General features: G+C 63.7%; 19 protein-coding genes. 11 read left to right on the top strand and 8 right to left on the bottom strand.

Annotated features, from left to right (window positions below):
* Positions 1–188: 188 nt before the first annotated feature.
* From C266_RS25475 to C266_RS25445, 7 genes are all read left to right on the top strand, one after another.
* The gene (locus C266_RS25475; protein ID WP_010805331.1) at positions 189–3,533 is read left to right on the top strand and encodes an autotransporter domain-containing protein; all 3,345 of its coding nucleotides are present in this window, start codon (positions 189–191) and stop codon (positions 3,531–3,533) included.
* 398 nt (positions 3,534–3,931) lie between these two features.
* Positions 3,932–4,945 (top strand): ubiquinol oxidase subunit II, encoded by a 1,014-nt coding sequence (gene cyoA / locus C266_RS25470; protein ID WP_010805330.1) that lies wholly within the window; start codon positions 3,932–3,934, stop codon positions 4,943–4,945.
* Between the two features lie 3 nt (positions 4,946–4,948).
* Entirely contained in the window at positions 4,949–6,955 is a 2,007-nt protein-coding gene (cyoB, locus tag C266_RS25465) for a cytochrome o ubiquinol oxidase subunit I (RefSeq protein ID WP_010805329.1), read from the top strand.
* The gene (cyoC, locus tag C266_RS25460) at positions 6,955–7,590 is read left to right on the top strand and encodes a cytochrome o ubiquinol oxidase subunit III (protein ID WP_010805328.1); all 636 of its coding nucleotides are present in this window, start codon (positions 6,955–6,957) and stop codon (positions 7,588–7,590) included. Before cyoB ends, cyoC begins: the two co-directional genes overlap by 1 nt.
* Positions 7,587–7,958, top strand: a complete 372-nt coding sequence (cyoD, locus tag C266_RS25455) for a cytochrome o ubiquinol oxidase subunit IV (RefSeq protein WP_010805327.1) — start codon at positions 7,587–7,589, stop codon at positions 7,956–7,958. The genes cyoC and cyoD overlap by 4 nt, the downstream gene beginning before the upstream one ends.
* A gap of 2 nt (positions 7,959–7,960) precedes the next feature.
* Entirely contained in the window at positions 7,961–8,899 is a 939-nt protein-coding gene (locus tag C266_RS25450) for a LysR family transcriptional regulator (protein ID WP_010805326.1), read from the top strand.
* Positions 8,900–9,032: 133 nt separating this feature from the next.
* On the top strand, positions 9,033–9,734 hold the full coding sequence (locus C266_RS25445) for a hypothetical protein (protein WP_010805325.1): 702 nt from the start codon (positions 9,033–9,035) through the stop codon (positions 9,732–9,734).
* Here C266_RS25445 and C266_RS25440 read toward each other — a convergent pair.
* The 3 genes from C266_RS25440 to hpnC all read right to left on the bottom strand — a co-directional run bounded on the left by C266_RS25440 (position 9,671) and on the right by hpnC (position 12,958).
* Positions 9,671–10,846, bottom strand: coding sequence for a nitronate monooxygenase family protein (locus C266_RS25440; RefSeq protein WP_010805324.1), 1,176 nt, complete (start codon positions 10,844–10,846; stop codon positions 9,671–9,673). The two genes, C266_RS25445 and C266_RS25440, sit on opposite strands and share 64 nt — an antisense overlap.
* A 125-nt stretch (positions 10,847–10,971) precedes the next feature.
* The gene (locus C266_RS25435) at positions 10,972–11,922 is read right to left on the bottom strand and encodes a DMT family transporter (RefSeq protein WP_246189981.1); all 951 of its coding nucleotides are present in this window, start codon (positions 11,920–11,922) and stop codon (positions 10,972–10,974) included.
* Between the two features lie 172 nt (positions 11,923–12,094).
* Entirely contained in the window at positions 12,095–12,958 is an 864-nt protein-coding gene (gene hpnC, locus C266_RS25430; RefSeq protein ID WP_010805322.1) for a squalene synthase HpnC, read from the bottom strand.
* 177 nt (positions 12,959–13,135) lie between these two features.
* Here hpnC and hpnD point away from each other — a divergent pair, with 177 nt between their 5' ends.
* The 4 genes from hpnD (at position 13,136) to C266_RS25410 (ending at position 18,159) form a co-directional block, all read left to right on the top strand.
* Positions 13,136–13,984, top strand: coding sequence for a presqualene diphosphate synthase HpnD (hpnD, locus tag C266_RS25425; RefSeq protein WP_010805321.1), 849 nt, complete (start codon positions 13,136–13,138; stop codon positions 13,982–13,984).
* On the top strand, positions 13,984–15,237 hold the full coding sequence (hpnE, locus tag C266_RS25420; protein ID WP_010805320.1) for a hydroxysqualene dehydroxylase HpnE: 1,254 nt from the start codon (positions 13,984–13,986) through the stop codon (positions 15,235–15,237). Before hpnD ends, hpnE begins: the two co-directional genes overlap by 1 nt.
* A 228-nt stretch (positions 15,238–15,465) precedes the next feature.
* Positions 15,466–17,430 (top strand): squalene--hopene cyclase, encoded by a 1,965-nt coding sequence (shc, locus tag C266_RS25415; protein ID WP_051126571.1) that lies wholly within the window; start codon positions 15,466–15,468, stop codon positions 17,428–17,430.
* Positions 17,431–17,442: 12 nt separating this feature from the next.
* Positions 17,443–18,159: a phosphorylase gene (locus C266_RS25410; RefSeq protein ID WP_010805318.1), complete on the top strand. Its 717-nt coding sequence runs from the start codon at positions 17,443–17,445 to the stop codon at positions 18,157–18,159.
* A gap of 114 nt (positions 18,160–18,273) precedes the next feature.
* Here C266_RS25410 and C266_RS25405 read toward each other — a convergent pair whose 3' ends face one another.
* The 5 genes from C266_RS25405 to C266_RS25385 all read right to left on the bottom strand — a co-directional run bounded on the left by C266_RS25405 (position 18,274) and on the right by C266_RS25385 (position 23,580).
* Complete coding sequence (locus C266_RS25405) at positions 18,274–19,476, bottom strand: glycosyltransferase (RefSeq protein WP_010805317.1); 1,203 nt, start codon at positions 19,474–19,476, stop codon at positions 18,274–18,276.
* On the bottom strand, positions 19,473–20,468 hold the full coding sequence (gene hpnA, locus C266_RS25400) for a hopanoid-associated sugar epimerase (RefSeq protein ID WP_010805316.1): 996 nt from the start codon (positions 20,466–20,468) through the stop codon (positions 19,473–19,475). The genes C266_RS25405 and hpnA overlap by 4 nt, the downstream gene beginning before the upstream one ends.
* On the bottom strand, positions 20,469–21,590 hold the full coding sequence (gene hpnH / locus C266_RS25395; RefSeq protein WP_010805315.1) for an adenosyl-hopene transferase HpnH: 1,122 nt from the start codon (positions 21,588–21,590) through the stop codon (positions 20,469–20,471).
* A 23-nt stretch (positions 21,591–21,613) separates the two neighbouring features.
* Positions 21,614–22,573 (bottom strand): 4-hydroxy-3-methylbut-2-enyl diphosphate reductase, encoded by a 960-nt coding sequence (gene ispH / locus C266_RS25390; RefSeq protein ID WP_010805314.1) that lies wholly within the window; start codon positions 22,571–22,573, stop codon positions 21,614–21,616.
* Between the two features lie 359 nt (positions 22,574–22,932).
* On the bottom strand, positions 22,933–23,580 hold the full coding sequence (locus tag C266_RS25385; RefSeq protein WP_010805313.1) for a phospholipid-binding protein MlaC: 648 nt from the start codon (positions 23,578–23,580) through the stop codon (positions 22,933–22,935).
* Positions 23,581–23,657 lie beyond the last annotated feature (77 nt).

The raw sequence follows: 23,657 nt of genomic DNA, 5'->3' as shown, positions 1-23,657 counted from the left end.
ATACAAGCCGGACCGATTTCCTGTGAAATTGCAGTGTGAAAAACAAAAAAATCCTTGTTTAACAATGGTTTGCGGGTGGTTCTGCCCAAACCCCGTATAAATCGCAGTGACACTCCATCGAGCACTCCGTACCATGCGCTTCGTATTACAAATCATTACGAAATACGAAAATGTGTATGGAGTACTGAATGATGACGATTCGTATGACTGGCGTCGCGTTTGCGGCGCTTTGCATGATGATGTCGCCAGTGGCAGAAGCCGACGATATCGAGCACATCACCGACGGAAACGGGGTGCCGTTCATCGATGCGCGCTTCGTGACGCCGTCCTTTGGCGATTATCGATACTCGGAAACCACGGGGCTGGGCGTGCCGTCGAGCGACACCATTTCGGCAATCCAAAGGGCGCAGACAGTGGCTGCATTGCGCTACTGGGGCGAAATTCTCAGGTTTCCGCAGGGGCAGGTGCCTGCGGTTCTCAACATCGGCCTGTCGAAGACCGGCGGCACCCATGCCGACAGCCCGTTTGGTGCTGACGGTAACGGCGTCGACACACTGGTGGTTTCAGCGCTGCTCAAAGGCGAGGCTCCGGCGCCTTCTTTCTTCAAGGCGCATGGAGAAATCACCATTACCGACATGAATTTCTCGCCGGCGCCGTACATTCCATCGCAGATACCGCTCAATCGGCAGGCCGATCTGCCTGCGGTGATCTTTCATGAGGTGGCGCATAACCTGGGTATCGGCACGAATATCGTGATGAATTACGCAGGCGGGGCGCCGTACGCTGCGTCTTTCCCGCAGCAGCTCGACGTCTGGACTTCCCACTTGCGCGACAGCAAAGGCAATCCGGCCCAGCCGGGACAAGTCATCCATTGTCCGGTTTGCGTGAATACCCCGTCGGCCAATCCGTTCGACGTCAGTTCGGAGGGGGGATACTTCGCCGGCGACCACGTGAGCGAAGTGCTGGCGGGCGCGATGAAGGGAATTCCCGTGGTTACGACGGGACTCGATAGCAACGCGGCCGACCTTCCGTTCATGTCGCACATCGAGTTGAAAAACAGCTTGATGAGTCACCAGCAGTATCGCAATTACACCGGGTTCATGGAGGCCGAACTGGCGGCGCTTCAGGACCTTGGCTACAACATCGATCGTCGCAACTTCTTCGGCCGCTCGATATACAACGACGGGCTGACCATCGTTAACGACAGGCCGTACTTCGGCCGCAACGCCGACGGCACGGCATACTTGCCGAACGTCTACAACACCGCCACGCAAGGCCTGGGGTTACACATCTACGGCAGCTACAACAACGTCTCGCAACTGGCCGATCTGTTGAGCGCGGGGCCCGGTGGCGCGGGCATTCGCGTTGACGGTGTGGGGAATACTGTCGTCGTGCTTCCCGGAACGCGCGTGTATGCCGACGGTGCCTATGGGCGTGGCGTGATGTTCACCTACGGCAAGAATCACACCTTTGTGCAGCGTGGCGACGTCCAGGCAATGGGCGAGCATGGCATCGCGGCGAGCTTCGACTTTGGCTACAACCCTCTCGGCGACGGTCAGGATTTCGAATATCGGGGCTCGTACATCCGCCAGGAGCAGAACAATCCGCTGCCGTTGCCCGACGAAATCAACGGGCCATTGGTATCGCAAGTCGACGTCACGGGCCGGCTCGCGGGCAAATACGCTTCGCTCTACATGTCCGAGAGCGGTTATGTCGGGCAGATCAACATCATGCGCGGGGCGGCGCTCTATGGCGACATTCTGTCGTTCTATTCGCAGCGCGACAGCAGCGGTGCGCTACGGCTGACGCAACTCAAATTCGGTTTGACGCCGGATGCAAACGGCCGCGCCACCTTGCAACCGGATGCGGCCTTCAACCTGCGCTTCGACGGCAACATCGTCGGCGGCAATCTGTCGCTGTCGATGGTTGGTGGCACCACACAGATCAACGGCGATCACACGGTCTACGACGTGAATGTGGCCAATGGTGCGACGCTTACCGGCAACAGTCGCTATCAACTCGATGCTGCTGGGCGCTTCGTCAACGCGGGCACGGTCGCGCCGTTGCTGGCTGGCGGTTTCATCAGTGTGGGCGGAGACTACACACAAGCGAGCACGGGCCGCTTGCTGAGCTCGCTCGCGGCCGACGGCACTTTCAGCAAACTGGTCGTCTCCGGCAATGCCACTCTGGACGGCACGCTGGCGATTGCGCCGCAGCGCGGTTGGTACGCGAGCGGTTTCAGCGTCACATCGAACCAGTGGCTCAATGCGTCGAGCATCACGGGTGCCTTTGCCAGCGTAACGGCCTTGCTGGCATCACCGACGCTGAACGCCAGTGCCACGTCGTTGGGCAACAACACCTACCGCGTGGCTATCACACGCGCGGCGAGTGCATATTCCCGATACGGTGTCGACGGCAATAGCCAGGGGGTCGGATTGGCGCTCGACAAGATCGCGGGCGGTGCCGGTGCGGACCTGCAGCCGTTGGTGGCGGCGCTCGACTTTTCTGCGGCGGACGGCAGCGGCATTGCCAGGGCGTTGCCGCAACTCACTCCGGCCGCGTATGGCGCCATGTACACGGGTGGTTTGTTGCGTGAGCGTCAGATTACCGACATGGTTGCGGCGGCTGTTGGCGCCGATGGCGTGAAGGGGGTGAGTGAGGGCGCGCTCAAGGGCAACTGGCGTGCGTTCGCGATGCCTTTCGGCAGTGGATATTGGCGCGGAAGCGCTGGAGACATGGCGGGTGCGAGCGGCAATACCTACGGCGTGGTGTTTGGCGTTGAGAGGGTGGCGGGTGAGGGGCGCGACTGGGCGTTGGGCGCGCATGGTGCCATCAGTGGTCAGTCGACGCGTCTGGACGGTCGGACGCCTGGCTCTGGAAAGACTACGGCGCTCGATGTCGGTGTGCATGCGAGGTATGCGCCGGACTTGAATGCTGGGCCGCATGCGTTTGCGTCGGCGCGGGTGGGGGTTGAGGATGGCCGGGTGGATCGTTCGATTGCGGTGAACGGGTATTCGGCGGCGCCGAGGGGGACGTGGACGGGAGCGACGGCGTCGGCCACCGTGGGTGGTGGTTGGCGTTGGCAGTTGAGTGGCACGACGAGTGCGGGGCCGATTGCGGCGCTCGACTACACGGCGCTATATCGACCGAGTCTTACCGAAGGCAATGCTGACGGTGTGCGTTTGCATGTTAACGGCAAGACGTTCAATTCGCTGCGGAGTCGTCTTGGAGGTGAAGTGCGTTTCGAATTGCCGATGATTTCTGGCAATGCGTTGACGGCGAGTATGCAGGCCACGTGGAATCATGAGTTGACGGGTGGTGCAGTGACACAGAGTGCGTACTTCGCGGGATATCCGGGCGCGGCGTTCACAACGCGTAGTGAGGTAGTGGGTAGAGACAGCCTTGGGTTGCAGGCGGGGGTGTCGTATCGGTTGGCGCAGCGCGTTGTGTTTGGTGCGGCGGTGTCGAGCAACCTGTACAAGGCGGGGAGTGCGGACGTGGCGGGGTCGGTGTCGGCAACGTGGCGTTTTTAAGAAACGGAGAAAGAAGGAGAGGGGAACCGGGGGGGGGGGGGGGCGTAACAGGCCGGACCGGGGACCCCCTTCCGAGACGAGTTGGGTCACTGTTTGAGTATCGGAAGGGGGTCTCCGGTCTGGTGCCGCTGGGGTAATCAGTACCTGAGCGTGGTGAAAAAGGTGGTTTTTCAGCCAAGCAAAAAAACAAGCTCAAAAGAGCCAAAAGAGCCAAAAGAAAAAAGCAAAACTACGAAGTACCGGCCTGCGTCATTATGTCGCGATGTATGGAATATGTATATGCGTAGCATTCGTCACGCAAATTGTGTATCCATACATAGAGGCTTTAAATGTCCATGCATAACGTCTTGCCCACCGAGAGGGGAAGGGCAGACACGACACCTGTCGCGCGTTGGCGCATGTGGTGTGCGCGGGTTGCGGCGGCGATGGCGGTGGTGTCCATGAGCGGTTGCACGCTGGAGCTGCTTGACCCGAAGGGCAGTGTCGGGGAGCAGGAAAAGCATCTGATCCTGATCGCCATGGGTGTCATGCTGCTTGTCGTGATTCCGGTGATCGTGCTCACGCTCGTGTTCTTCTGGCGCTATCGCGAGACCAACACCGCTGCGACCTACTCGCCCAAATGGGCGCACTCGACCAAGATCGAAGTGGTCGTGTGGAGTATCCCCGTCGTCATCGTCGTCGCGCTTGCCGTGATGATCTGGGAGACGACTCACAAGCTCGACCCGTACCGTGCCATAGAGCCCGTTGCGTCTGACAAGCCGCCCGTGCGAGTCGAAGTCGTGGCGCTCAACTGGAAGTGGCTCTTCATCTATCCGGACTACCACGTCGCCACCGTCAATAAGCTCGTGTTGCCGGTCGACACGCCCGTCGAGTTCAAGCTCACGGCCGAGTCGTTGATGAACGCCTTCTTCATCCCGCAGCTTGGGAGCATGGTCTACGCCATGTCGGGCATGCAGACCAAGCTGCACCTGATCGCCAACCAGACCGGCACGTATGCCGGGATGTCGTCCGCCTACAGCGGGGCGGGCTTTTCGGACATGCACTTCAAGGCGCATGTGACTTCGCGCGGTGACTTCGACAAATGGGTCAGGGAAGCGCAGGCCGTGCCCGACGCGCTTGACGCACCGACCTACGTCAAGCTCGAACAGCCGGGCACCGGTGCGCCCGTCGCGATTTACGCCAACGTCATGCCGGGGCTGTTCGACGCCATCGTCGGCAAATACATGGGGCCCATGGACGGCACCTCTCAAGGCATGCGTGTCGCGGGCAGTGCCCTCGACGACATCATCGCCGCCGCCAATTGCCGTGTGGACGGCCAACTCGGCCCACTGGATCGCCGCGCGCTTCTCGCGCAGCGTCCCGAGCGCGAAGCCGGTGTGCCACCTGCTGCGCCGCGCGCGTTCACGGAGTAAGTCATGTTTGGAAAACTCGATCTCGACGCCATTCCGCTGCACGAGCCCATCATCATGGGCACGCTTGCCGTGGTGCTGATGGGTGGCGCGGCGCTTCTGGGCGCCATCACGTACTACCGGAAATGGGGCTACCTCTGGAAAGAGTGGATCACCTCAGTCGACCACAAGCGTATTGGCGTGATGTACATCGTGCTCGCGCTGGTCATGCTGCTGCGCGGCTTTGCCGACGCCATCATGATGCGCGCGCAACAGGCGGTTGCCGCCGGAGGAGAGGCGGGCTATCTGCCGCCGCATCACTACGACCAGATCTTCACGGCGCATGGCGTCATCATGATCTTCTTCGTGGCCACGCCGCTCGTGCTTGGCTTGATGAACGTGATCGTGCCGCTGCAAATCGGTGCGCGCGACGTCGCCTTCCCGTTCGTGAACTCCCTGTCGTTCTGGCTCGCCGCCATGGGCGCCGTGCTCGTCATGATGTCCATGTTCGTGGGCGATTTTGCCGCCACCGGCTGGGTCGCGTATCCGCCGCTGTCCGAACTGGGGTACAGCCCGACCGTCGGGGTGGACTACTACATCTGGTCGCTACAGATATCGGGGCTCGGCACCACGCTGACCGGCATCAACTTCATCGTCACCATCCTGCGCATGCGTGCGCCCGGCATGAACCTGATGAAGATGCCCGTGTTCACCTGGACGGCGCTGATCACCAACATCCTCATCGTCGCCGTGTTCCCGGTGCTGACCGCCACGCTCGCGCTGCTCACCGCCGACCGCTACCTGGGCATGCACTTCTTCACCAACGAACTGGGCGGCAACGCCATGATGTACGTGAACCTCATCTGGATATGGGGTCACCCCGAGGTGTACATCCTGATCTTGCCGGCGTTCGGCGCGTTCTCCGAAATCATCGCCGCGTTCTCGCGCAAGCCCCTGTTCGGCTACAAGTCCATGGTCTACGCCACCTCGTCCATCGGCATTTTGTCGTTCTTCGTGTGGCTGCACCACTTCTTCACCATGGGCTCCGGGGCCAACGTCAACGCGTTCTTCGGGATCATGACCACCATCATCTCGATTCCGACCGGCGTGAAGCTGTTCAACTGGCTGTTCACCATGTATCAGGGCCGTATCCGATACCACTCGTCCACGCTCTGGACCATCGGATTCATGGTGACGTTCGCCATCGGCGGCATGACCGGCGTGCTGCTCGCCGTGCCGGGGGCCGACTTCGTGCTGCACAACTCGCTGTTCCTCGTGGCGCACTTCCACAACGTCATCATCGGCGGCGTCGTCTTCGGGTGCCTCGCGGGGATTACGTTCTGGTTCCCGAAAGTGTTCGGCTTCACGCTTAACGAACGCTGGGGCAAGATCTCGTTCACCTGCTGGCTGGTGGGCTTCTATCTGGCCTTCATGCCGCTGTACGTGCTGGGCTTCAAGGGCATGACACGCCGCATGAACCACTACGTGCAACCCGACTGGCAGCCGTACCTGATCGTGGCCGCCGTGGGCGCGGCGGTGATCGGACTGGGTATTCTGGCGTTCATCGTGCAACTGGCCGTGAGCATTCGCGACCGCAACGCCAACCGCGACCTGACGGGCGATCCGTGGGACGCCCGCAGCCTGGAGTGGGCAACGTCGTCGCCGGCGCCGTTCTACAACTTCGCGCACGTGCCGCACATCGACTCGCTCGAGCAGCATTGGGACGACAAAGCGCGCGGCCTCGCATGGCGTGAGCCCAAGCAATACGAAGACATCCATATGCCGCGCAACACCGGCACCGGTTTCCTCGTCTCGGTGTTCAGCGGTGTCATGTGCTTCGCGCTCGTGTGGCACATCTGGTGGCTCGCCGGTGCGAGCCTCGTCGCCACGCTTGCCGTCTTCCTGTGGCGTACCTACGACCGCGACGTCGATTACTACGTGCCGGCGGCCGAAGTGGAGCGTATCGAAAACGCCCGCTTTGCCGACCTGCGTGCAGCGCTTCCTGCGCGTCAATCCCTGCAAAAGGCCGCCTGATGTCCTCGGCATCCCTTCATCCTCATCACGGGCACGGCGCCAACGCGCCGTCCGACGATCACGCTCACGGTCATCACGACACCGGCGCCACCACGACGCTTGGTTTCTGGATCTACCTGATGAGCGACTGTCTCATCTTCTGCGTGCTGTTCGCCACGTTCGGCGTGCTTGTGCAGAACACCGCCGGCGGGCCGACCGGCCGCGAGTTGTTCGAGCTGCCGTTCGTGCTCGGCGAGACCATGCTGCTGCTGCTCTCCAGCTTCACGTTCGGCCTCGCGTCGCTGTCCATGCGCCCGGGTAACGAGGCCATCGTCCAGCGCTGGCTGTGGGTGACGTTCGCGCTCGGCGCGGCGTTCGTCTCCATGGAAATCTACGAATTCTCGGCATTGCTCCACGAAGGCGCCGGGCCGGGACGCAGCGCATTCCTGTCGGCGTTTTTCACGCTCGTGGGCACACACGGCCTGCACGTCACGTGCGGTCTGCTGTGGCTCGTCGTGATGATCCACCAGATCGGGCGCTTCGGCTTCGACGCCGTGGTGCGCCGCCGCCTGCAATGCCTGAGCTTGTTCTGGCACTTTCTGGACCTCGTCTGGATCTGTGTCTTCACCTTCGTCTATCTGCGGGAGTTCGTATGACGCGCGCTCAAGTCCACGATCATGCGGCGTATGCCTCGCAAAGTCACCTGCGCGATTACGTCATCGGCTTCTTCCTTTCGCTGGTGCTCACGTTCGCGTCGTTCGGTGCGGTCATGCTCAAGCTGGTGCCGGCGGGCATGGGATTGGCGAGCATCGTCGTGCTGTGTGTGGCGCAACTGATCGTGCAGCTCGTGTACTTCCTGCACATCGGCGCGAAGCGCAGCCAGCGTCAGAACTCGGCCATCTTCCTGTGTACCGCAGGATTGATCGCCATCATCGTCGCCGGCTCGCTCTGGGTGATGCATAACGCCAATACCAACATGATGCCCACGCACATGTCCATCGAACGGGCAAAGCTGCGCGATTGATCATGGATCGCCTCAAATGCATGGAGGTGTTCGTACAGGTCGTGCGCGCCGGCAGTTTGTCCGCCGGCGCGGCGGCCTGTGGCATGTCGGCAGTCACCGCCGCGCGTCACGTACAGGTGCTCGAGGCGCGCCTCGGGCAGCCGCTGCTGCGGCGTAACGGGCGGCGCCAGGTGCCGACGGCGTTGGGCCAGCGGTACTTCGCCGAGTGTGCGGAAGTGCTCGCGCGGGTGGAGAACGCCGATGCGCTGGGCGATGCCGGGCCCGCGGGGGCGTCGATGCCAGGGGCAATTTCACGGCCCGTCGGTCAGCTTCGCGTGAGCGCACCGACAACCGTGGGCTCGCACCTGCTCATGCCGATCTTTGCCGAGTACCTGCAATCGCATCCGGATGTCGCACTCGATCTCGCACTCAAGGATCGCGTTGTCGATCTTGAGGAAGAGGGAATTCACGCGGCCTTTCAGGCGGGCGGAAATCCCGTGCCGGGGCTGGTGGCGCATACCCTGCGCGGCGTGACGCGTGTGGCATGTGCGTCGCCTGCTTATCTGGCGCGGCGCGGCGTGCCCCGGCAACCCGTCGATCTGGCCGGACACGATTGTCTCGGGTTCCGCTATGACGACGTGCTGGGCCGTTGGGTGTTCACGCAAGCCGGGGCGAGTGGCGGCACGGTTCGCGACGCCCGGCTCATCGCCCACAATCCGCTTGCCCAGTTACAGGCGGCCGTACATGGCATGGGCATTGCGCTGCTGCCGGAGTATCTGCTTGCGCCTGAAGTGCAAGCGGGACGGCTGGTGCGCGTGCTCGAGGCCGATGTGCAACTAAGCGAGCCCATGCACCTCGTGCATCTTGCCGGACGCTTCGTGTCGTCGAAGCTCGACGATTTCGTTCGTTACATGGTCGCCAAACTCGGGCCCGAGGCCTGCCCGGCCGCGACGTCGGCCTGATGGCCGGGCCGCGCGGAAGGCGGTGGCACGTCTTGCCTTCACTTGGGCTAAGATGCTGCCATCGACGTCGTGGCCGATGCGATATCTCCAAGAGCGTAGCCGTCCGAGCACGCCATCCCTTTGAGCTGGAACGATGCTACGTGGCAACGCATTGCGACGCCTCGTCGCCTGTGCCATGGCGGGCGCGGGCTTCGTGTGGACGGCGCCCGCGCCCGCGCAACCGCCTCAATACCGGAATGACGCCGAACTGATGGGTGCGGCGATTGCCTCACCCGAAGGCGTGGGGCTGGTGCTGGAGCGGCTGGTGCAGAAATGCGGCCTCTACGGAGAGCCGACCCGAGTGCATGGCAACGCGGCGTTGCGCGCGTGGCAGGCGCGTCACCGTGACTATCTCGCCGAGGGCCGGCGCGTGCGTGCCGAATTGCAGGCCGCTTACACCGACGCGCAGGCACGCGAGCGTTTCGATGACCTGTTGCGCACGCAGTTGCCCATGCTCGTCGAGCGTCAGTTCGTCGTGTACTCGCGCAGTATCGACGATCAATCGACCGAGGCCGAGAAGGCCGATTTGTGCGACGGCTATTTCAACGCCGTCGACGATTTTCAGTTCGATCTCAAAGTGAACGATCCGGCGCTGGCCGCGTTTTTCGACCGGCGAATGGCGGCGCGAGAGGAGAAGGGGGCACGAGCCCGCCGGACGGCACCCGTGCGCCAGACGCATCGCCGGACGCCACCGTGGACACACCGTCCATACCATCGACAAAGTGAGCCGGATTACGCCGTTGTCGCTGTTGTTGCCGTGTTCCCCTCGTCCGGCCGCTCGCCCGTGAGCAGGTAGCGCATGAGATCGGCCACAGGACGTATGCGATCGCCAAACGGCAGCGGGTCGCGGCCTCGGAAGAAGAGTCCGCGCGCCACGTCGCCACGCACCGCCTGTGCAAGCTTCAGATCGATGCAGAACTGCCCGATGCGCGCCACGCCGTCGCGAAACCCGCAGGCCTGCAAGCAATCGAACCCTTCCAGACATTGCCGCACCTTCGCCTTGGCCTGCAAGGCCGTCTCGCGCGACAGATATTTCTTGAGCCACGGTGTGAGCACCGCGCGCGCAGGCAGTCCGGCCACGCTGGTAAATTCGGCAATGTCTTCGGGGCGGGCGCGAGCGAGCACTTCCTTGAAGGCCGGATGGGCGTCCGATTCCTCCGTGACGGCAAATGCCGTCCCCAACTGTACGCCGGCCGCACCCTTGTCGAGCCAATGCAGGACCTGCTCGTGACGATGGATGCCGCCCGCCACGATCAGCGGCACGCTGTCCCAGTCGATGCCGAGTGCGGCATAGATCTCGCGGCACTCCGCGAGCACGCGGTCGAACGAGAAGCGCGCGTCGCCCAGATCCTCGATGCGCGATGCGCCGAGATGCCCGCCCGCATGCGCCGGATGCTCGATGACGATGGCGTCCGGCAGGCGTCCCTTCTTCATCCACTTGCGCAGTACCAGACTCACGCCGCGTGAGTCCGACAGAATCGGAATGAGGGCGACGTGCGGATGCTCGGCCGCGAGTTCGGGCAGATCGAGCGGCAGTCCCGCGCCCATGACGATGGCGTCCGCACCGCTCTCGCACGCCTGGCGCACCAGCGACGCGTGCGCGCTCACCGCTTTCATGACGTTGACCGCCACCAGCCCGTTGCCGTCGGCAATTGCCTTGGCGGCGCGGACTTCGCGATCCAGCGCGATCAGATTGACGGCCTCGATGGCCGCCTTGTCCCGCGTGCCTTCGACTTGGGCGAGCAGGTCGGGGTGATGGTGACGCAGATCGATGCTCGCGATCGTGCCCATGCCGTTGTGCCGCGCGACTGTGCCCGCCAGCCGGTGCGCGGAGATGCCGATTCCCATGCCGCCTTGCACCACCGGCACCAGCCGGCGGCCGGCCAGCGTCAACCATTGCTCGTTCATGTCAGTTCCGTTCGTCGATGTTGGCTCGCTCGCGCAAAGGCGCCGAGATGGCGTTGCGCGCGCGAGAAGGCAGTCTGGCACCTGCCGGGCAAACGGTTCTTGCGATGGGTCAAGCGCAGGGGGGCTCAGGCGGTGGCGTCCGTGCGGCATGACGTCGCAGTGCCCGTCGCCGTGCCGAGCGCGATGCCGCCGACGATCAGGGCGAGGGCAAGCCAGACGTCCCATCCCAGCGACTCGCGCAGGATGAGGGCCGAGGCCAGCGTACCGACGACCGGCACGCCGAGCAATCCGAGCGAAGTGACGCCCGCCGGCAACCGACGCGTGACTACGCCGGCAAGCCAATAGGCAATGCCGCCGCCGATCACCCCGCCGTAGGCGAGCAATCCCGAGAACCCGCGCCAGCCGCTGATATGCGGCGCGCCGTCGACCACGAGCGCGAGCGCGCACATCACACCGCTGGCGAGCAGCAACTGCCACGGGCTGAGTTCGAACGGACCGTTGACCCAGCGGTGCGCTCGCGCGTGGACGATGGCCACCGCCCAGGCGAAGGCCGCCGCCAGCACCAGCGCGTTGCCGAACACGGCCTGACGGTCGTGCCAGTCGAATGCGAGCGGGTTGAACATCACGGCCAGACCCAACAGGCCGCACGCGAGTCCGAGCGCACGGCGCGGTGTGAGCGCTTCGCCCAGCCACACGCGTGCGGCTGGCATCACCCAGAGGGGCGTGGTGTAGGCGAGCACGGCGGAGCGTCCCGCGCTGACGTATTGAAGACTCAACGCGACGAGCAGCGAGAACACCGTCATGTGCAACAAGCCCACGCTCAGGATGACGGGCAGATCGCCCCGGCGCGGCAGCACGAGACGCCGGGTGAGGGCGCAGATGACGAAGAGCGTCGTCATGCCGACGACCGAGCGCAGTGCCGCGCTCCACCATGGAGAGACATGCAGGAGCAATGCCTTGCTCACCGGCCAGTTCACGCCCCACGCCACGATGACGATGGTAAAGAGCACACCGGCGTGCGAGCGCACGGGGGAACGATTCGAGGCAAGACGTTGGAGACTGGCAGGCAGGTTCACGCGCACGGGCTCCCGTAGGTTGCAGATGGGCGTGCCGCGACAGGCGGGACGCGCTATCCCGTCACGTTAGGACACCTGTGCAAGCCGGAGAAGCGCCAGAAGCGAGGCAATCGGTGGTGCCACGGTGCGCCGAACCCCGCGCGGCTGAGGGCCGCGACAGGGCGGAACGGTTTCAGTTGGCGCGTGCCTTGGGCGGTGTGCCGCTCAGTTTCATACCGAGGCCGCGCAAGAACACGCGCAGTCCGTCGGATTTTCCCAGTTGCGGGCGGTGGCGGAAGACGTCGTAGTTGGCCGCTTCGATCATGTCGAGAATGCGCAAGCCGCCATGCACCACGCAGCATAGTTCGAGCCCAAAGCGCCCCGGCACCCGGTTGGCGAGCGGTGCGCCGCGCAGCATCATCTGACGCGCGAAGTCGACCTCGTAACGCATGAGCGCGCGCCAGCGGTCGTCGAACGTCTGCGCGCCGATATCGGCGTCGGTCACGCCGAAGCGGGCCATGTCGCCCTGCGGCAGATAGACGCGCGCCTTGCGCCAGTCGACTGCCACGTCCTGCCAGAAGTTGATGAGTTGCAGGGCGGAGCAGATATCGTCGGAGCGAGCGACGTTCTCGGGCGTGTCGAGCTTGAACAGACCGAGCATGATGCGCCCGACCGGGTCGGCAGAACGCCGGGTGTAGTCGCGCAAGTCGGCAAAGGTGGCGTAGCGCTTGACCTCGATATCCTGATCGAACGCCGAGAGCAGGTCGGAGAAGGGCTGAACGGCGAGGCGATGCTCGGCGATGACGCGCGCCAGGGCGGCGAACAGCGGCTTGTCGGGAGATGTCGGCTGTCCGGCGGCGATCTTGTCGAGTTCGGCCTGATAGGCGGCGAGGCCGGCGTGCCGCTCGGCGTTGGTCGCATCGCCCTCGTCGGCAATGTCGTCGGCGGTGCGGGCAAAGTTGTAGATCACGCCGACCGGCGCGCGCATCTCGCGCGGCAGCAGGATACTGGCGACCGGGAAGTTCTCGTAATGCTCGATCTTGGCGTCGGAAGTCATCGGGCTGGTGAGGCAATTGGGGCAACGCGGCTGCGCTGAGTGCCCCAAGATTCTATGCTATCGTTGCAAATTCTGGCGGGAAAGTCGCGCCAATCCCCGGTATACTTCCCTCCTTGCAAGAATCTCCAGAGTTTTTTCCGTGGTGTCACCCTGTTCCCCTGCACGACGAGGAGCCTCGTGAGCGTCGCCGAACCCATCGATATTTCGCCTGAGCAAAGCAGCGCACGTGTGGCGTCGGGCAGCAGTTTTTACGCTGCCATGCGTATCCTGCCGCCTGCGCAACGCGAAGGCATGTTCGAGATCTACGCCTTTTGCCGCGCCGTGGACGACATTGCCGACGACGGCGAAGACACGTCGGCGAGCCGTATGTCGCGTCTGGCCGTCTGGCGGCGCGATCTGGCCGATCTGTACGACGGCCGCCCCGCGCCGTCGCTCGTGAAACTCGCCCGAGTGGTCAAGCAATTCGGCCTGAAGCACGAAGACTTCCTTGCCGTCATCGAAGGCATGGAAATGGACGCCTGCGGCCCCATCGTCGCGCCCGATCTCGCCACGCTCGATCTGTATTGCGATCGCGTGGCGAGCGCCGTCGGACGCTTGTCGGTCAAGGTGTTCGGCATGCCTGAGCAAGATGGCATCGACCTGTCTTATCACCTCGGCCGTGCCTTGCAATTGACGAATATTCTGCGTGATATCGACGAAGATGCCGGCATCGGCCGGGTCTATCTGCCGCGTGAAACGCTGGCCGACGCCGGTCTCGTGGGCGTGACCCCCGAGATGGTCGTGGCTGCCAAGCTCGACCGTGCCTGCGCGCCGCTCGTGACACGCGCGCGCGAGCACTATGCAAGGGCGCGGGCGATCATGGTGCGGCATCCGCGTCGCATGGTCGTCGCACCCGCCGTGATGGCCAAGGCCTACGGGGCGATTCTCGACAAGCTCGTCGCACGCGGTTTTGCCGTGCCTCGCGAGCGCGTGCGTGTGCCGCGCTGGCGCCTCATTCTGATGCTGCTGCGGCAGATGGTCTTCTGATGGCGGGCACGGTTCACGTCATCGGCGCCGGCCTTGCAGGGCTGGCCGCCGCGGTAAGGCTCGCCACGCGAGGTGTGCCTGTTGTGCTGCATGAGGCCGCGCCGCAGGCGGGCGGACGTTGCCGCTCGTATTTCGACCGGCAGTTGAATGCCGTGATCGATAACGGCAATCATCTGGTGCTCTCGGGCAATACGACGATGCGCGAATTCACGCGCACCATCGGTTCCGAGCACACGCTGAGCGGCCCCGATCGCGCCGAGTTCGCGTTCATCGACCTCGATAGCGATGCGCGCTGGACAGTGCGTCTGTCGGAAGGGCGCCTGCCGTGGTGGATTTTTGATAAAGGTGCTCGCGTGCCGGGCACGAAATGGTCTGACTATCTATCGCTCGCACCGCTGCTGCGCGCAGGGCCCGACGCGACGATGACGGACGCCATGAATTGCCCGCCCACGCTGTACAAGCGGTTGATTCACCCGTTGTTTCTCGCTGTGCTCAACGCCGATCCGGCGGAAGGCTCGGCGCAGATGGCCGCCGCCGTCATTCGCGAGACGCTCGCGGCCGGCGGCAAGGCTTGTCATCCGCTGATTGCTAGCGACGGTCTGGACGTGTCGTTCGTCACGCCCGCGCTCGCCTACCTGGATGCGAAGGGCGCGCGCGTGATGATGCAGCACCGCGTGCGCGCGTTAGGCTATGCGCCGGACGGCAGCCGTGTCGAATCGATCGATTTTTGCGACGGACCGCAAACGCTGGCGGCCGACGATGCCGTAGTGCTCGCCGTACCGCCGAACGTGGCGGCTGCGTTGGTGCCGGAACTGACCACACCGGATGAATACCGGGCGATCGTCAACGCGCACTTTCAGGTGCCGCCGCCGCCGGGCTGCCCGCCGATGATCGGCGTGGTGAACGGTGTGAGCGACTGGATCTTCGCGTTCGACGGCCGACTGTCGGTCACGATCAGCGGTGCGGACCATTTGCTCGACGAATCGCGGGAATCGCTCGCGCTTCGCATTTGGGAAGAAGTCGCACGCGCCTGTCAGGTGCCGTCCACGCCGATGCCGGTGTGGCAGTTGGTGCGCGAGAAGCGCGCCACGTTCGCAGCGACACCGGCGCAGGACAAGCGTCGCCCAGGCACGCAGACACGCTGGCGCAATCTCGTGCTGGCCGGCGACTGGACGGCCACGGGGCTGCCCGCGACCATCGAAGGTGCGCTGCGCAGCGGCAACCGGGCGGCCGACACGCTGCGTCCGGCTTGAGCCCTGCGGTATCGTCTTATGCGCCAGCCGGGCAGAAGAACCCGGCGCAATCGCAAGAGTGAATGTTTAACCGGCGCGTGCCACGCGCCGCTCATACGCCTTTGAGTAGGCAAGAACGCCATGGATACGATACGCGATGCTTCCGAAAAGGAAGCGCGACGCACGGCCACCGCCACGGCCGTGGATCTGAAGCTGCATACGGAGCTTGCCAAGAAGGTGAGCACGGCAATGGCCACGCAAACTCTCGAGACGGGAATCGACCGCTCGATCACGGCGTTGCTCGACCTGCAACAGGAAGACGGTCACTGGCTGTTCGAACTGGAAGCCGACTCGACCATTCCGGCCGAATATGTGCTGCTTCGTCACCATCTGGGTGAGAAGGTCGACGCCGAACTCGAAGCGAAGATCGCCGCCTACCTGCGTCGTATTCAGGGCGAACATGGCGGCTGGCCGCTGTTTCACAATGGCAAGTTCGACATGAGCGCCAGTGTGAAGGCGTACTTCGCGCTCAAGATGATCGGTGAGCCGATCGACGCCCCGCACATGGTGCGGGCACGCGAGGCCATCCTCTCGCGTGGCGGCGCGCAGAATTCGAACGTCTTCACTCGCATTCTGCTGGCGCTGTATGGCGTACTCCCCTGGCGTGCGGTACCGATGATGCCCGTCGAGATCATGCTGCTGCCGCAGTGGTTCCCCTTCCATTTGTCGAAGGTGTCGTACTGGGCGCGCACCGTGATCGTGCCGCTGCTCGTGTTGCAGGCCAAGCGTCCGCTCGCGCGCAATCCGAAGGGGATCGGCATCGACGAACTGTTCATCGGCAACCCCAAAGACGTGGGGCCGCCGAAGCGCGCCCCGCATCAGAGCCGTTTCTGGTTCACGTTCTTCTCGGGTGTCGATCACGTGCTGCGTGCGCTCGATCCGTACTTTCCGAAGACGCTGCGCGAGAAGTCGATCAAGCGCGCCGTCGATTTCGTCGAAGCGCGTTTGAACGGCGAAGACGGCCTTGGCGCGATTTATCCGGCGATGGCGAACGCGGTCATGATGTACGACGTGCTCGGCTATCCGGAAGATCATCCGAGCCGTGCGATTGCCCGCAAGTCGGTCGAAAAGCTGGTGACGCCGGCCGATCATGAGACTTACGTGCAGCCGTGTCTGTCGCCGGTGTGGGACACCGCGCTCTCGGCGCACGCGTTGCTCGAAACCGGCGACAAGCGCGCCATCGAACTGGCCGGCAAGGGGCTCGAGTGGCTCATCCCGCTTCAGATTCTGGACGTGCGGGGCGACTGGATCTCGCGTCGTCCAAATGTGCGGCCGGGCGGCTGGGCCTTCCAGTTCGCCAACCCCCATTACCCGGACGTGGACGACACCGCGGTGGTCGCCATGGCGATGGATCGCTACGAGAAGCTCGCGGGCACCTTCGAGAACGACAAGGTCGATGCGAGCACGCGTCCGATGCGCCATGCCATCGATCGCGGCACGGAGTGGGTGATCGGCATGCAGAGCGGCAACGGTGGCTGGGGCGCGTTCGAGCCCGAGAACACCCATCTGTATCTGAACAACATCCCGTTCTCGGATCACGGTGCGTTGCTCGATCCGCCGACGGTGGACGTCTCGGCGCGTTGTCTGTCGATGCTGGCGCAATTACCGTCGTCGCCGGCGCGCAAGGCGTCTGCCGACCTGGCGTTGAAGTACATCCTCGACGATCAGGAAGCCGACGGTAGCTGGTACGGCCGCTGGGGCATGAATTTCGTGTACGGCACGTGGTCGGCCATGTGCGGTTTGCAGGCGGCGGGTTTGCCGCCGGAGCATCCGGCGCTGGCCCGTTCGGCGCAGTGGCTCCTCTCGATCCAGAACGCCGATGGCGGCTGGGGCGAGGACGGCGATAGTTACAAACTCGACTACAAGGGCTATGAGGCAGCACCGAGCACCGCGTCGCAGACGGCATGGGCATTGCTCGGCCTGATGGCGGCAGGCAAGGCGAACGATCCGGCGGTCAAGCGCGGTGTCGACTATCTGCTCAATACCCAGAACGAAGACGGGCTGTGGGACGAGGAACGCTACACGGCGACAGGCTTCCCGCGCGTGTTCTATCTGCGTTATCACGGCTATCGCAAGTTCTTCCCGCTGTGGGCGCTCGCGCGCTACCGGAATCTGACGGTGCGCAACGATTGCCCCGTGCCCTGCGGCATGTAAGACGCGAACGCCATGACACCGCCCATCATCGTTGTGACCGGCATGCCCTTCGAAGCCCGCATTGCGCGCGGTGACGGCGTGCTCGTGGTCTGCGCGCAGAACAATACGCTCGCAGCAGACCTCGAGGCCGCAATGGCACAGGGCGGTGCGCGCGGCCTGGTGAGCTTCGGTACGGCCGGCGGCCTGATTCCCGGCGTGAAGCCCGGTCAGTGGGTCATTGCGCACAAGGTGCTGGATATGCCTCAGCAGGTGCTGGATATGCCTCAGCAGGCGCGTGAGTATGTCTCGGCGATTGGCTGGGCGGATGCGCTGCGCCGCGCCATGCCGGGCGCCTTACGTGCCGATCTGGCCGGTGTGAGCGCGCCCGTGGTGACCGCCGGTGACAAAGCCAAGTTGTTCCGCGAGAGCGGGGCGGCGGCGGCAGATATGGAGTCGCATATCGTGGCGCGAGTGGCGCAGGCGCACGGGCTGCCGTTCGTTGCCGCCCGCGTGGTGATCGACCCGGCGGAGCGTTCGCTTCCCCCGGCGGCGCTCGCCGGACTTCGCAGCGACGGCTCTACCGATATTTTCGGCGTGCTGCGCTCGCTCGCCGTCAATCCGTTGCAACTGCCTGCCTTGCTGCGCGTCGGCAAAGACGCGAGCCTCGCCAGGCAGGCCATGCGCCACGGGCGCGAGATCGTTGCCCTCAAGCTGGGGGACGGATTCGGTGCGGTGGCCGCAGGCATCTGAGCGAGCGGTACTTCGCGCGCCCGGTCAAACGCGGGTGTCATCCAAGAAAATGCCAGCGCGTCTGAACTGACGGGCTGGCATTTTCATTTTGGGCAGATGCCCGTGTGTGCTGGATCACGCGTCCGACGATTGCTGTCCGCGCGCCTGAGCGCGTCCCTTCCACATGCCGCCACGACCGCGCCAGTGTTGCAGCGCCGAGTCGAACGTGAAGACGGTGTACAGCGCAGCGACGAGCGGCAGCAGCGGCCCGAAGCTCGACGGCTGACGATAGAAGCGCAGCATCGGCAGGTACGACAGCGTCATCGCTATCCAGGCGAAGAGCCCCAGCCACTGGGCAATGCCCGAGGCGAAGATCGTCATGGCCGGCGGCACGATGAACGTAAGCAGCAGCGACACGATGGTGCCCGCCAGCAACACCGGCGAGTACTGCAACTGCGCGTACGCCGTGCGCGACACCATCTTGCGAATCTCGCCGAGATTGTCGTACGGACGCACGCTTACCGCGCGCTCCGTCAGGCCTAGCCAGATCGCGCCTTGTTTCTTGAGCAGGCGACCCATGGCGCAGTCGTCGATGATCTCGTCGCGAATGGCTTCGATACCGCCACCGGCTTCGAGCGAGGCGCGATGGATCAGCATGCATCCGCCGGCCGCCGCTGCCATGCGCTTTTTCGGATCGTTGACCCAGGCGAACGGATACAGCATCTGGAAGAACAACACGAACGCAGGGATCAGCGTGCGCTCGAACCATGCCGTGCAACGCAGCTTCGCCATGAGCGAGACGAGCACGCGATGGTCGCCCGTGGCGCGCGTGACCAGCCGGCGCACGTTCTCGGGCGAATGCGCGATGTCCGCGTCGGTGTGCAGCAGGTAGTCGGGGGCGATGCCGCCGTCGTTCGTGCCGGGATCGCTGGCGAACGCCACGCCCTGGCACACCGCCCACATCTTGCCGGTCCAGCCACCGGGCAGCGGCTGACCACCGAGCACGTCCACGCGTCGCGTAAAACCGTCGGCCGCAGCGCGTGCGGCGGCTTCGCGGGCGAGGTCGGCCGTGCCGTCGTGACTCTGATCGTCCACCACCACGATGCGCAGCCGTCCTGCATAGTCCTGACGGCACAGCGATTCGACTACCTGTCCGATCGACTCCGCCTCGTTGCGCGCGGGAATGACAACGGCCACGGCGGGCCAGACATCGGGCACAGGCAGACGGTCTTCGTCCAGATCGTCGCGCTCACGCGCGCGCCAGAAGCCGCCCTGAGAACTCAGCAGATAGATCCAGATGGCCAGCGACAACGCGGCAATCCAGGCCAAAACAGTCATGACAAAAATCCGGCAGAACCAAACCAGGCGAGCGCGTCGCGCAGGCCTTCGGGGTGGGGGCGGGCGGTGTAGCCGAGGTCGCGCTTCGCCTTCTCGGACGAGAAGAACATGTGATAGCGCGACATCTTCAGGCCATCAACGGTAACGAACGGCTCTTTGCCCGTGAAGCGCGCGACGCCTTGCGCTGCCATCGCGAGCGGATAAAGCGGCCAGCGCGGCAGGGCGATCGTCGGGGCCTTGCGGCCGACCAGGCCTGCAATGGTCGCGAGCATGTCGCGCAGCAGGACGTCGTCGCCGCCAAGAATGTAGCGCTCACCAATGCGGCCGCGTTCGAGGGCCAGCAGATGGCCTTCGGCGCAATCGTCGACGTGCACGAGATTCAGGCCGGTATCGACGAATGCGGGGATCTTGCCTTGCGCGGCTTCGACGATGATGCGCCCGGTCGGTGTGGGCTTGATGTCGCGCGGCCCGATGGGCGTGGACGGATTGACGATCACGGCGGGCAGACCGTCGTTCGCGATCATCCGTTCGACCAGACGTTCGGCCGCGACCTTGCTGCGCTTGTACACGCCGATGGTCGTGGCTTCGTCGTTCGGGGAGGTTTCATCGACGGGGCCGGTGGCGTCGTGCACACGCAGCGTGGCAACGCTGCTGGTATATACCACCCGCTCGACGCCTGCACGCAGCGCGGCTTCCATGACCGTGCGCGTGCCGACGATGTTGGCCCGCATGATGTCGTTCGGATCTTTCGCCCAGAGGCGGTAGTCGGCGGCGACGTGGAGCAGGGCATCCATCCCGGTGAGCGCGCGTTGCATCGATGCCGCATCGCGCATGTCGCCTTCCACGACTTCCACGGGCAGGTCGGCGAGGTTCGCGCGCGGGCTGGTGCCACGCACCAGCAGGCGAACCTCGTGACCGCGCGCGAGCGCCGTGCGTGCCACCGCAGAACCGACGAACCCGGAGGCTCCGGTGACCAGCACACGCGAGCGCATTTACGCCTTGGCCCGGCGCAGTTCGTCGAGCTTGATCTCGACGTGCTTCGAGAACACGTACTCGGCCGGACGCTGCTTGGCGAACGAGACGTCTTCGGCCATCGGGCCATCGGTACGCACGCCCTTGAGCGCCACACCCAGCGCGCGCAGCGGACGCGTCAGCGTCTCGTTCACGGCCGTGGCTTCGAAACCGCTGTGCACCATGCAGTCGGCGCACTTCTCGTAGTTGCCCACACCGTACTTGTCCCAGTCGGTGGTGTTCATCAGTTCGGTGTACGTCTTGGCATAACCTTCGCCAAGCAGGTAGCACGGACGCTGCCAGCCGAACACGGTACGCGTCGGGTTGCCCCACGGTGTGCAGTGGTACGAGCGGTTGCCGGCGAGGAAGTCCAGGAACAGGCTCGACTGGCTGAACGTCCAGTCCTTGCCGCCGTTGCCGCGCTTGAGAATGTCGCGGAACAGTTGCTTGGTCTTCGAGCGGTTCAGGAAGTGCTGCTGATCCGGCGCGCGCTCGTAGGCATAGCCCGGCGAGACGGTGATGCCGTCGAGGCCCAGGTCCTTCGTCGAATCGAAGAACTTGGCGACCTTCTCCGGGTCGGCATTGTTGAACAGCGTGCAGTTGATGTTCACGCGGAAGCCACGCGACTTGGCCAGCTTGATGGCCGACACGGCGCGGTCGTACACGCCTTCCTGCGACACTGCGGCGTCGTGCATTTCACGGTCGCCGTCGAGGTGAATCGACCAGACGAAGAACGGGCTCGGCTCGTAGTCGTCGATCTTCTTTTCGAGCAACAGGGCGTTCGTGCACAGATAGACGAACTTCTTGCGCTCGATGATGCCCTTAACGATCTGCGGCATTTCCTTGTGCAGCAGCGGCTCGCCGCCGGCGATCGAGACCACCGGTGCGCCGCACTCGTCCACGGCGTCGAGCGAGTCCTTGAGCGACACACGCTGATTCAGGATGGGATCCGGATAGTCGATCTTGCCGCAGCCCGAGCAGGCGAGGTTGCAGCGGAACAGCGGTTCGAGCATCAGCACCAGCGGGTAGCGCTTGTTGCCCTTGAAGCGTTGCTTCATCAGGTAGGCGCCAACATACGCCTGTTGCAGGAAGGGGATGGCCAAGTTCGGCTCCTGTTCGTGTTGCGTTAGCCAGCGACCGCGTGTTGTGCGGCGACCGGCTCGTTTTTAATCAATTCCGACGGCAAGCGAAACTGGATGGTTTCCTCAATGCCGTCCATGAGGGTCACGTCAACGGTGTCGATACGACGCAGCGCGTCGATCACGTCTTCGACCATGCGCTCGGGCGCGGACGCCCCGGCGGTAATGCCGATGCGGGCCTGGCCGCGCACCCATTCGGGGTTCAACTCGGTGCCGTCGGCCACGAGATAGCTCGGCAGCCCCATTTCGGAGCCGATTTCGCGCAGGCGGTTCGAGTTCGAGCTGTTCGTCGCCCCGACCACGAGTAGTACGTCCACACGCTCGCACAGCTCGCGCACGGCGGTCTGGCGGTTCTGTGTGGCGTAGCAGATGTCCTTGGTGTTCGGCCCGACGATATTGGTAAAGCGACGTTGCAGCGCAGCAATGATACCGCGAGTCTCGTCGACCGACAGCGTGGTCTGGGTAACGTACGACAGCGGCGTATTGTCGGCGAGCGGCAATGCGTCGACATCTTCTTCGGTCTGCACAAGATGCACCGGACCGTCGATCTGCCCCATCGTCCCCTCGACTTCAGGGTGACCGGCATGGCCGATCAGAATGACTTCACGACCGGCAGACACATAATTCTTGCCTTGAATGTGCACCTTGGTGACGAGCGGGCAAGTGGCATTGAGCACCTTCAAGCCGCGCGTCTGCGCTTCCTGTTCGACGACGCGTGCGACGCCATGTGCACTGAAAATGGTCACGGCGCCCGCAGGTGCTTCGGACAACTCGTCGATAAAGCGCGCGCCCTTGGCCTTGAGCGAATCGACCACATGCTTGTTGTGGACGATCTCATGGCGGACGTAGACGGGGGCGCCGTATTTTTCCAGGGCGCGCTCCACGATCTCGATGGCACGTATGACACCCGCACAAAACCCGCGGGGTTGGGCAAGGAAGACTTGCATTCAGCTCTCCGGCTCAGGTCGGCCGGGATGGCGGTGCTATCGGGTGTCCATGTTGAGAAGCCATGGCCTCATGGAACGCGCGGCGCCAGTTTCGATGGCAAATCGCGCAAACCCTCGGGGGGACCGCCGTCCGGTCGTTTGACAAGCAGCGATTGTAACCGCGGCAGCCAAATGTTGCTGACGACCTCCCGTGGGAAGGCGCCAGCGAGTGTTGCATAAATGTTGACGAATCGGCGTCGATCTGCCACGGATCTGGGCCGAATCTGCCGATAAGTGGGTCGAGCCGTCGAGGGAGATGCTGACACCGACGCCCCCGGAGGCGCCGCGCTGTTCACGATGCCCGTCGTTAAGTTGTTGTTTTATTTGGTGAAACGATCGTTCTTCTCGCGCAGATAGGTGACCAGTCCGTCAATGCCGCCTTGAGCGATACGTGCCTTGAACTGCGGCTGATACAACTGGATGAGCCATGCGTCGGCCACGTTCTCGCCCATCATGTTGATGTCATAAATCTTCCAGCCTTTGTCGGTCTTGGCCAGACGATAGGCGACCGAAAGATTGTCGCCAGTCCCGCTGACCGTGGCGCCCACCACCACATCGGTGCTGTTCGCGGTGAGTTTGGCCGGGGCAAACTTGAATGAGATCTGCGTGCCGCGCACTTGCGAGAGTTGCAGCGCAAAGGTGTTCACGAGCAACTGCTGAAACTGCTCGAAGACCTGTTGCTGCTGGGCCGGTGTGGCGGCATCGAATGCTTTTGCGCCCACGGCATAGCGCGTGGTGCGGTGGAAATCGGTGTAGGGCAGAAAGTCGTGGGCGACAACACGTGCGGTTGCGGCGACATCGCCGTCGCGGGCGGCCGGGTCGGCCTTGGCATTCTTGACGACCGTCTCGACTGCCGTCTTCACCAGATCGTTCGGATTCGCGCTGCTTGCCTGTGCCCAGGCGCCTGAGACGCCACAGATGCTGCTCAATGCGACGGCGGCGGTTGCCGTCACCAGAAATTTGTTCATACCAGTTCGTCTTCGTCGGTTTTAGTCGGTTAAAACGAGTAGGCCCGTAGTGTAGTTCACGCGGCCTTGTATACTGC

The organism is Pandoraea sp. SD6-2 (assembly GCF_000389825.1).
Classification (GTDB): Bacteria; Pseudomonadota; Gammaproteobacteria; order Burkholderiales; family Burkholderiaceae; genus Pandoraea; species Pandoraea communis.
Note: the sequence above shows the minus strand (reverse complement) of the source record. Positions and strands in the feature narration are given on the sequence as shown.

Coding starts and splice junctions, on each gene's coding strand:
- C266_RS25445 (WP_010805325.1), top strand. CDS start 9,033: ATGCTACGTGGCAACGCATTGCGACGCCTCGTCGCCTGTGCCATGGCG.
- cyoD (WP_010805327.1), top strand. CDS start 7,587: ATGACGCGCGCTCAAGTCCACGATCATGCGGCGTATGCCTCGCAAAGT.
- C266_RS25475 (WP_010805331.1), top strand. CDS start 189: ATGATGACGATTCGTATGACTGGCGTCGCGTTTGCGGCGCTTTGCATG.
- cyoC (WP_010805328.1), top strand. CDS start 6,955: ATGTCCTCGGCATCCCTTCATCCTCATCACGGGCACGGCGCCAACGCG.
- C266_RS25440 (WP_010805324.1), bottom strand. CDS start 10,846: ATGAACGAGCAATGGTTGACGCTGGCCGGCCGCCGGCTGGTGCCGGTG.
- hpnC (WP_010805322.1), bottom strand. CDS start 12,958: ATGACTTCCGACGCCAAGATCGAGCATTACGAGAACTTCCCGGTCGCC.
- ispH (WP_010805314.1), bottom strand. CDS start 22,573: ATGCAAGTCTTCCTTGCCCAACCCCGCGGGTTTTGTGCGGGTGTCATA.
- shc (WP_051126571.1), top strand. CDS start 15,466: ATGGCCACGCAAACTCTCGAGACGGGAATCGACCGCTCGATCACGGCG.
- C266_RS25450 (WP_010805326.1), top strand. CDS start 7,961: ATGGATCGCCTCAAATGCATGGAGGTGTTCGTACAGGTCGTGCGCGCC.
- C266_RS25405 (WP_010805317.1), bottom strand. CDS start 19,476: ATGACTGTTTTGGCCTGGATTGCCGCGTTGTCGCTGGCCATCTGGATC.
- cyoB (WP_010805329.1), top strand. CDS start 4,949: ATGTTTGGAAAACTCGATCTCGACGCCATTCCGCTGCACGAGCCCATC.
- hpnA (WP_010805316.1), bottom strand. CDS start 20,468: ATGCGCTCGCGTGTGCTGGTCACCGGAGCCTCCGGGTTCGTCGGTTCT.
- cyoA (WP_010805330.1), top strand. CDS start 3,932: ATGTGGTGTGCGCGGGTTGCGGCGGCGATGGCGGTGGTGTCCATGAGC.
- hpnE (WP_010805320.1), top strand. CDS start 13,984: ATGGCGGGCACGGTTCACGTCATCGGCGCCGGCCTTGCAGGGCTGGCC.
- C266_RS25385 (WP_010805313.1), bottom strand. CDS start 23,580: ATGAACAAATTTCTGGTGACGGCAACCGCCGCCGTCGCATTGAGCAGC.
- C266_RS25410 (WP_010805318.1), top strand. CDS start 17,443: ATGACACCGCCCATCATCGTTGTGACCGGCATGCCCTTCGAAGCCCGC.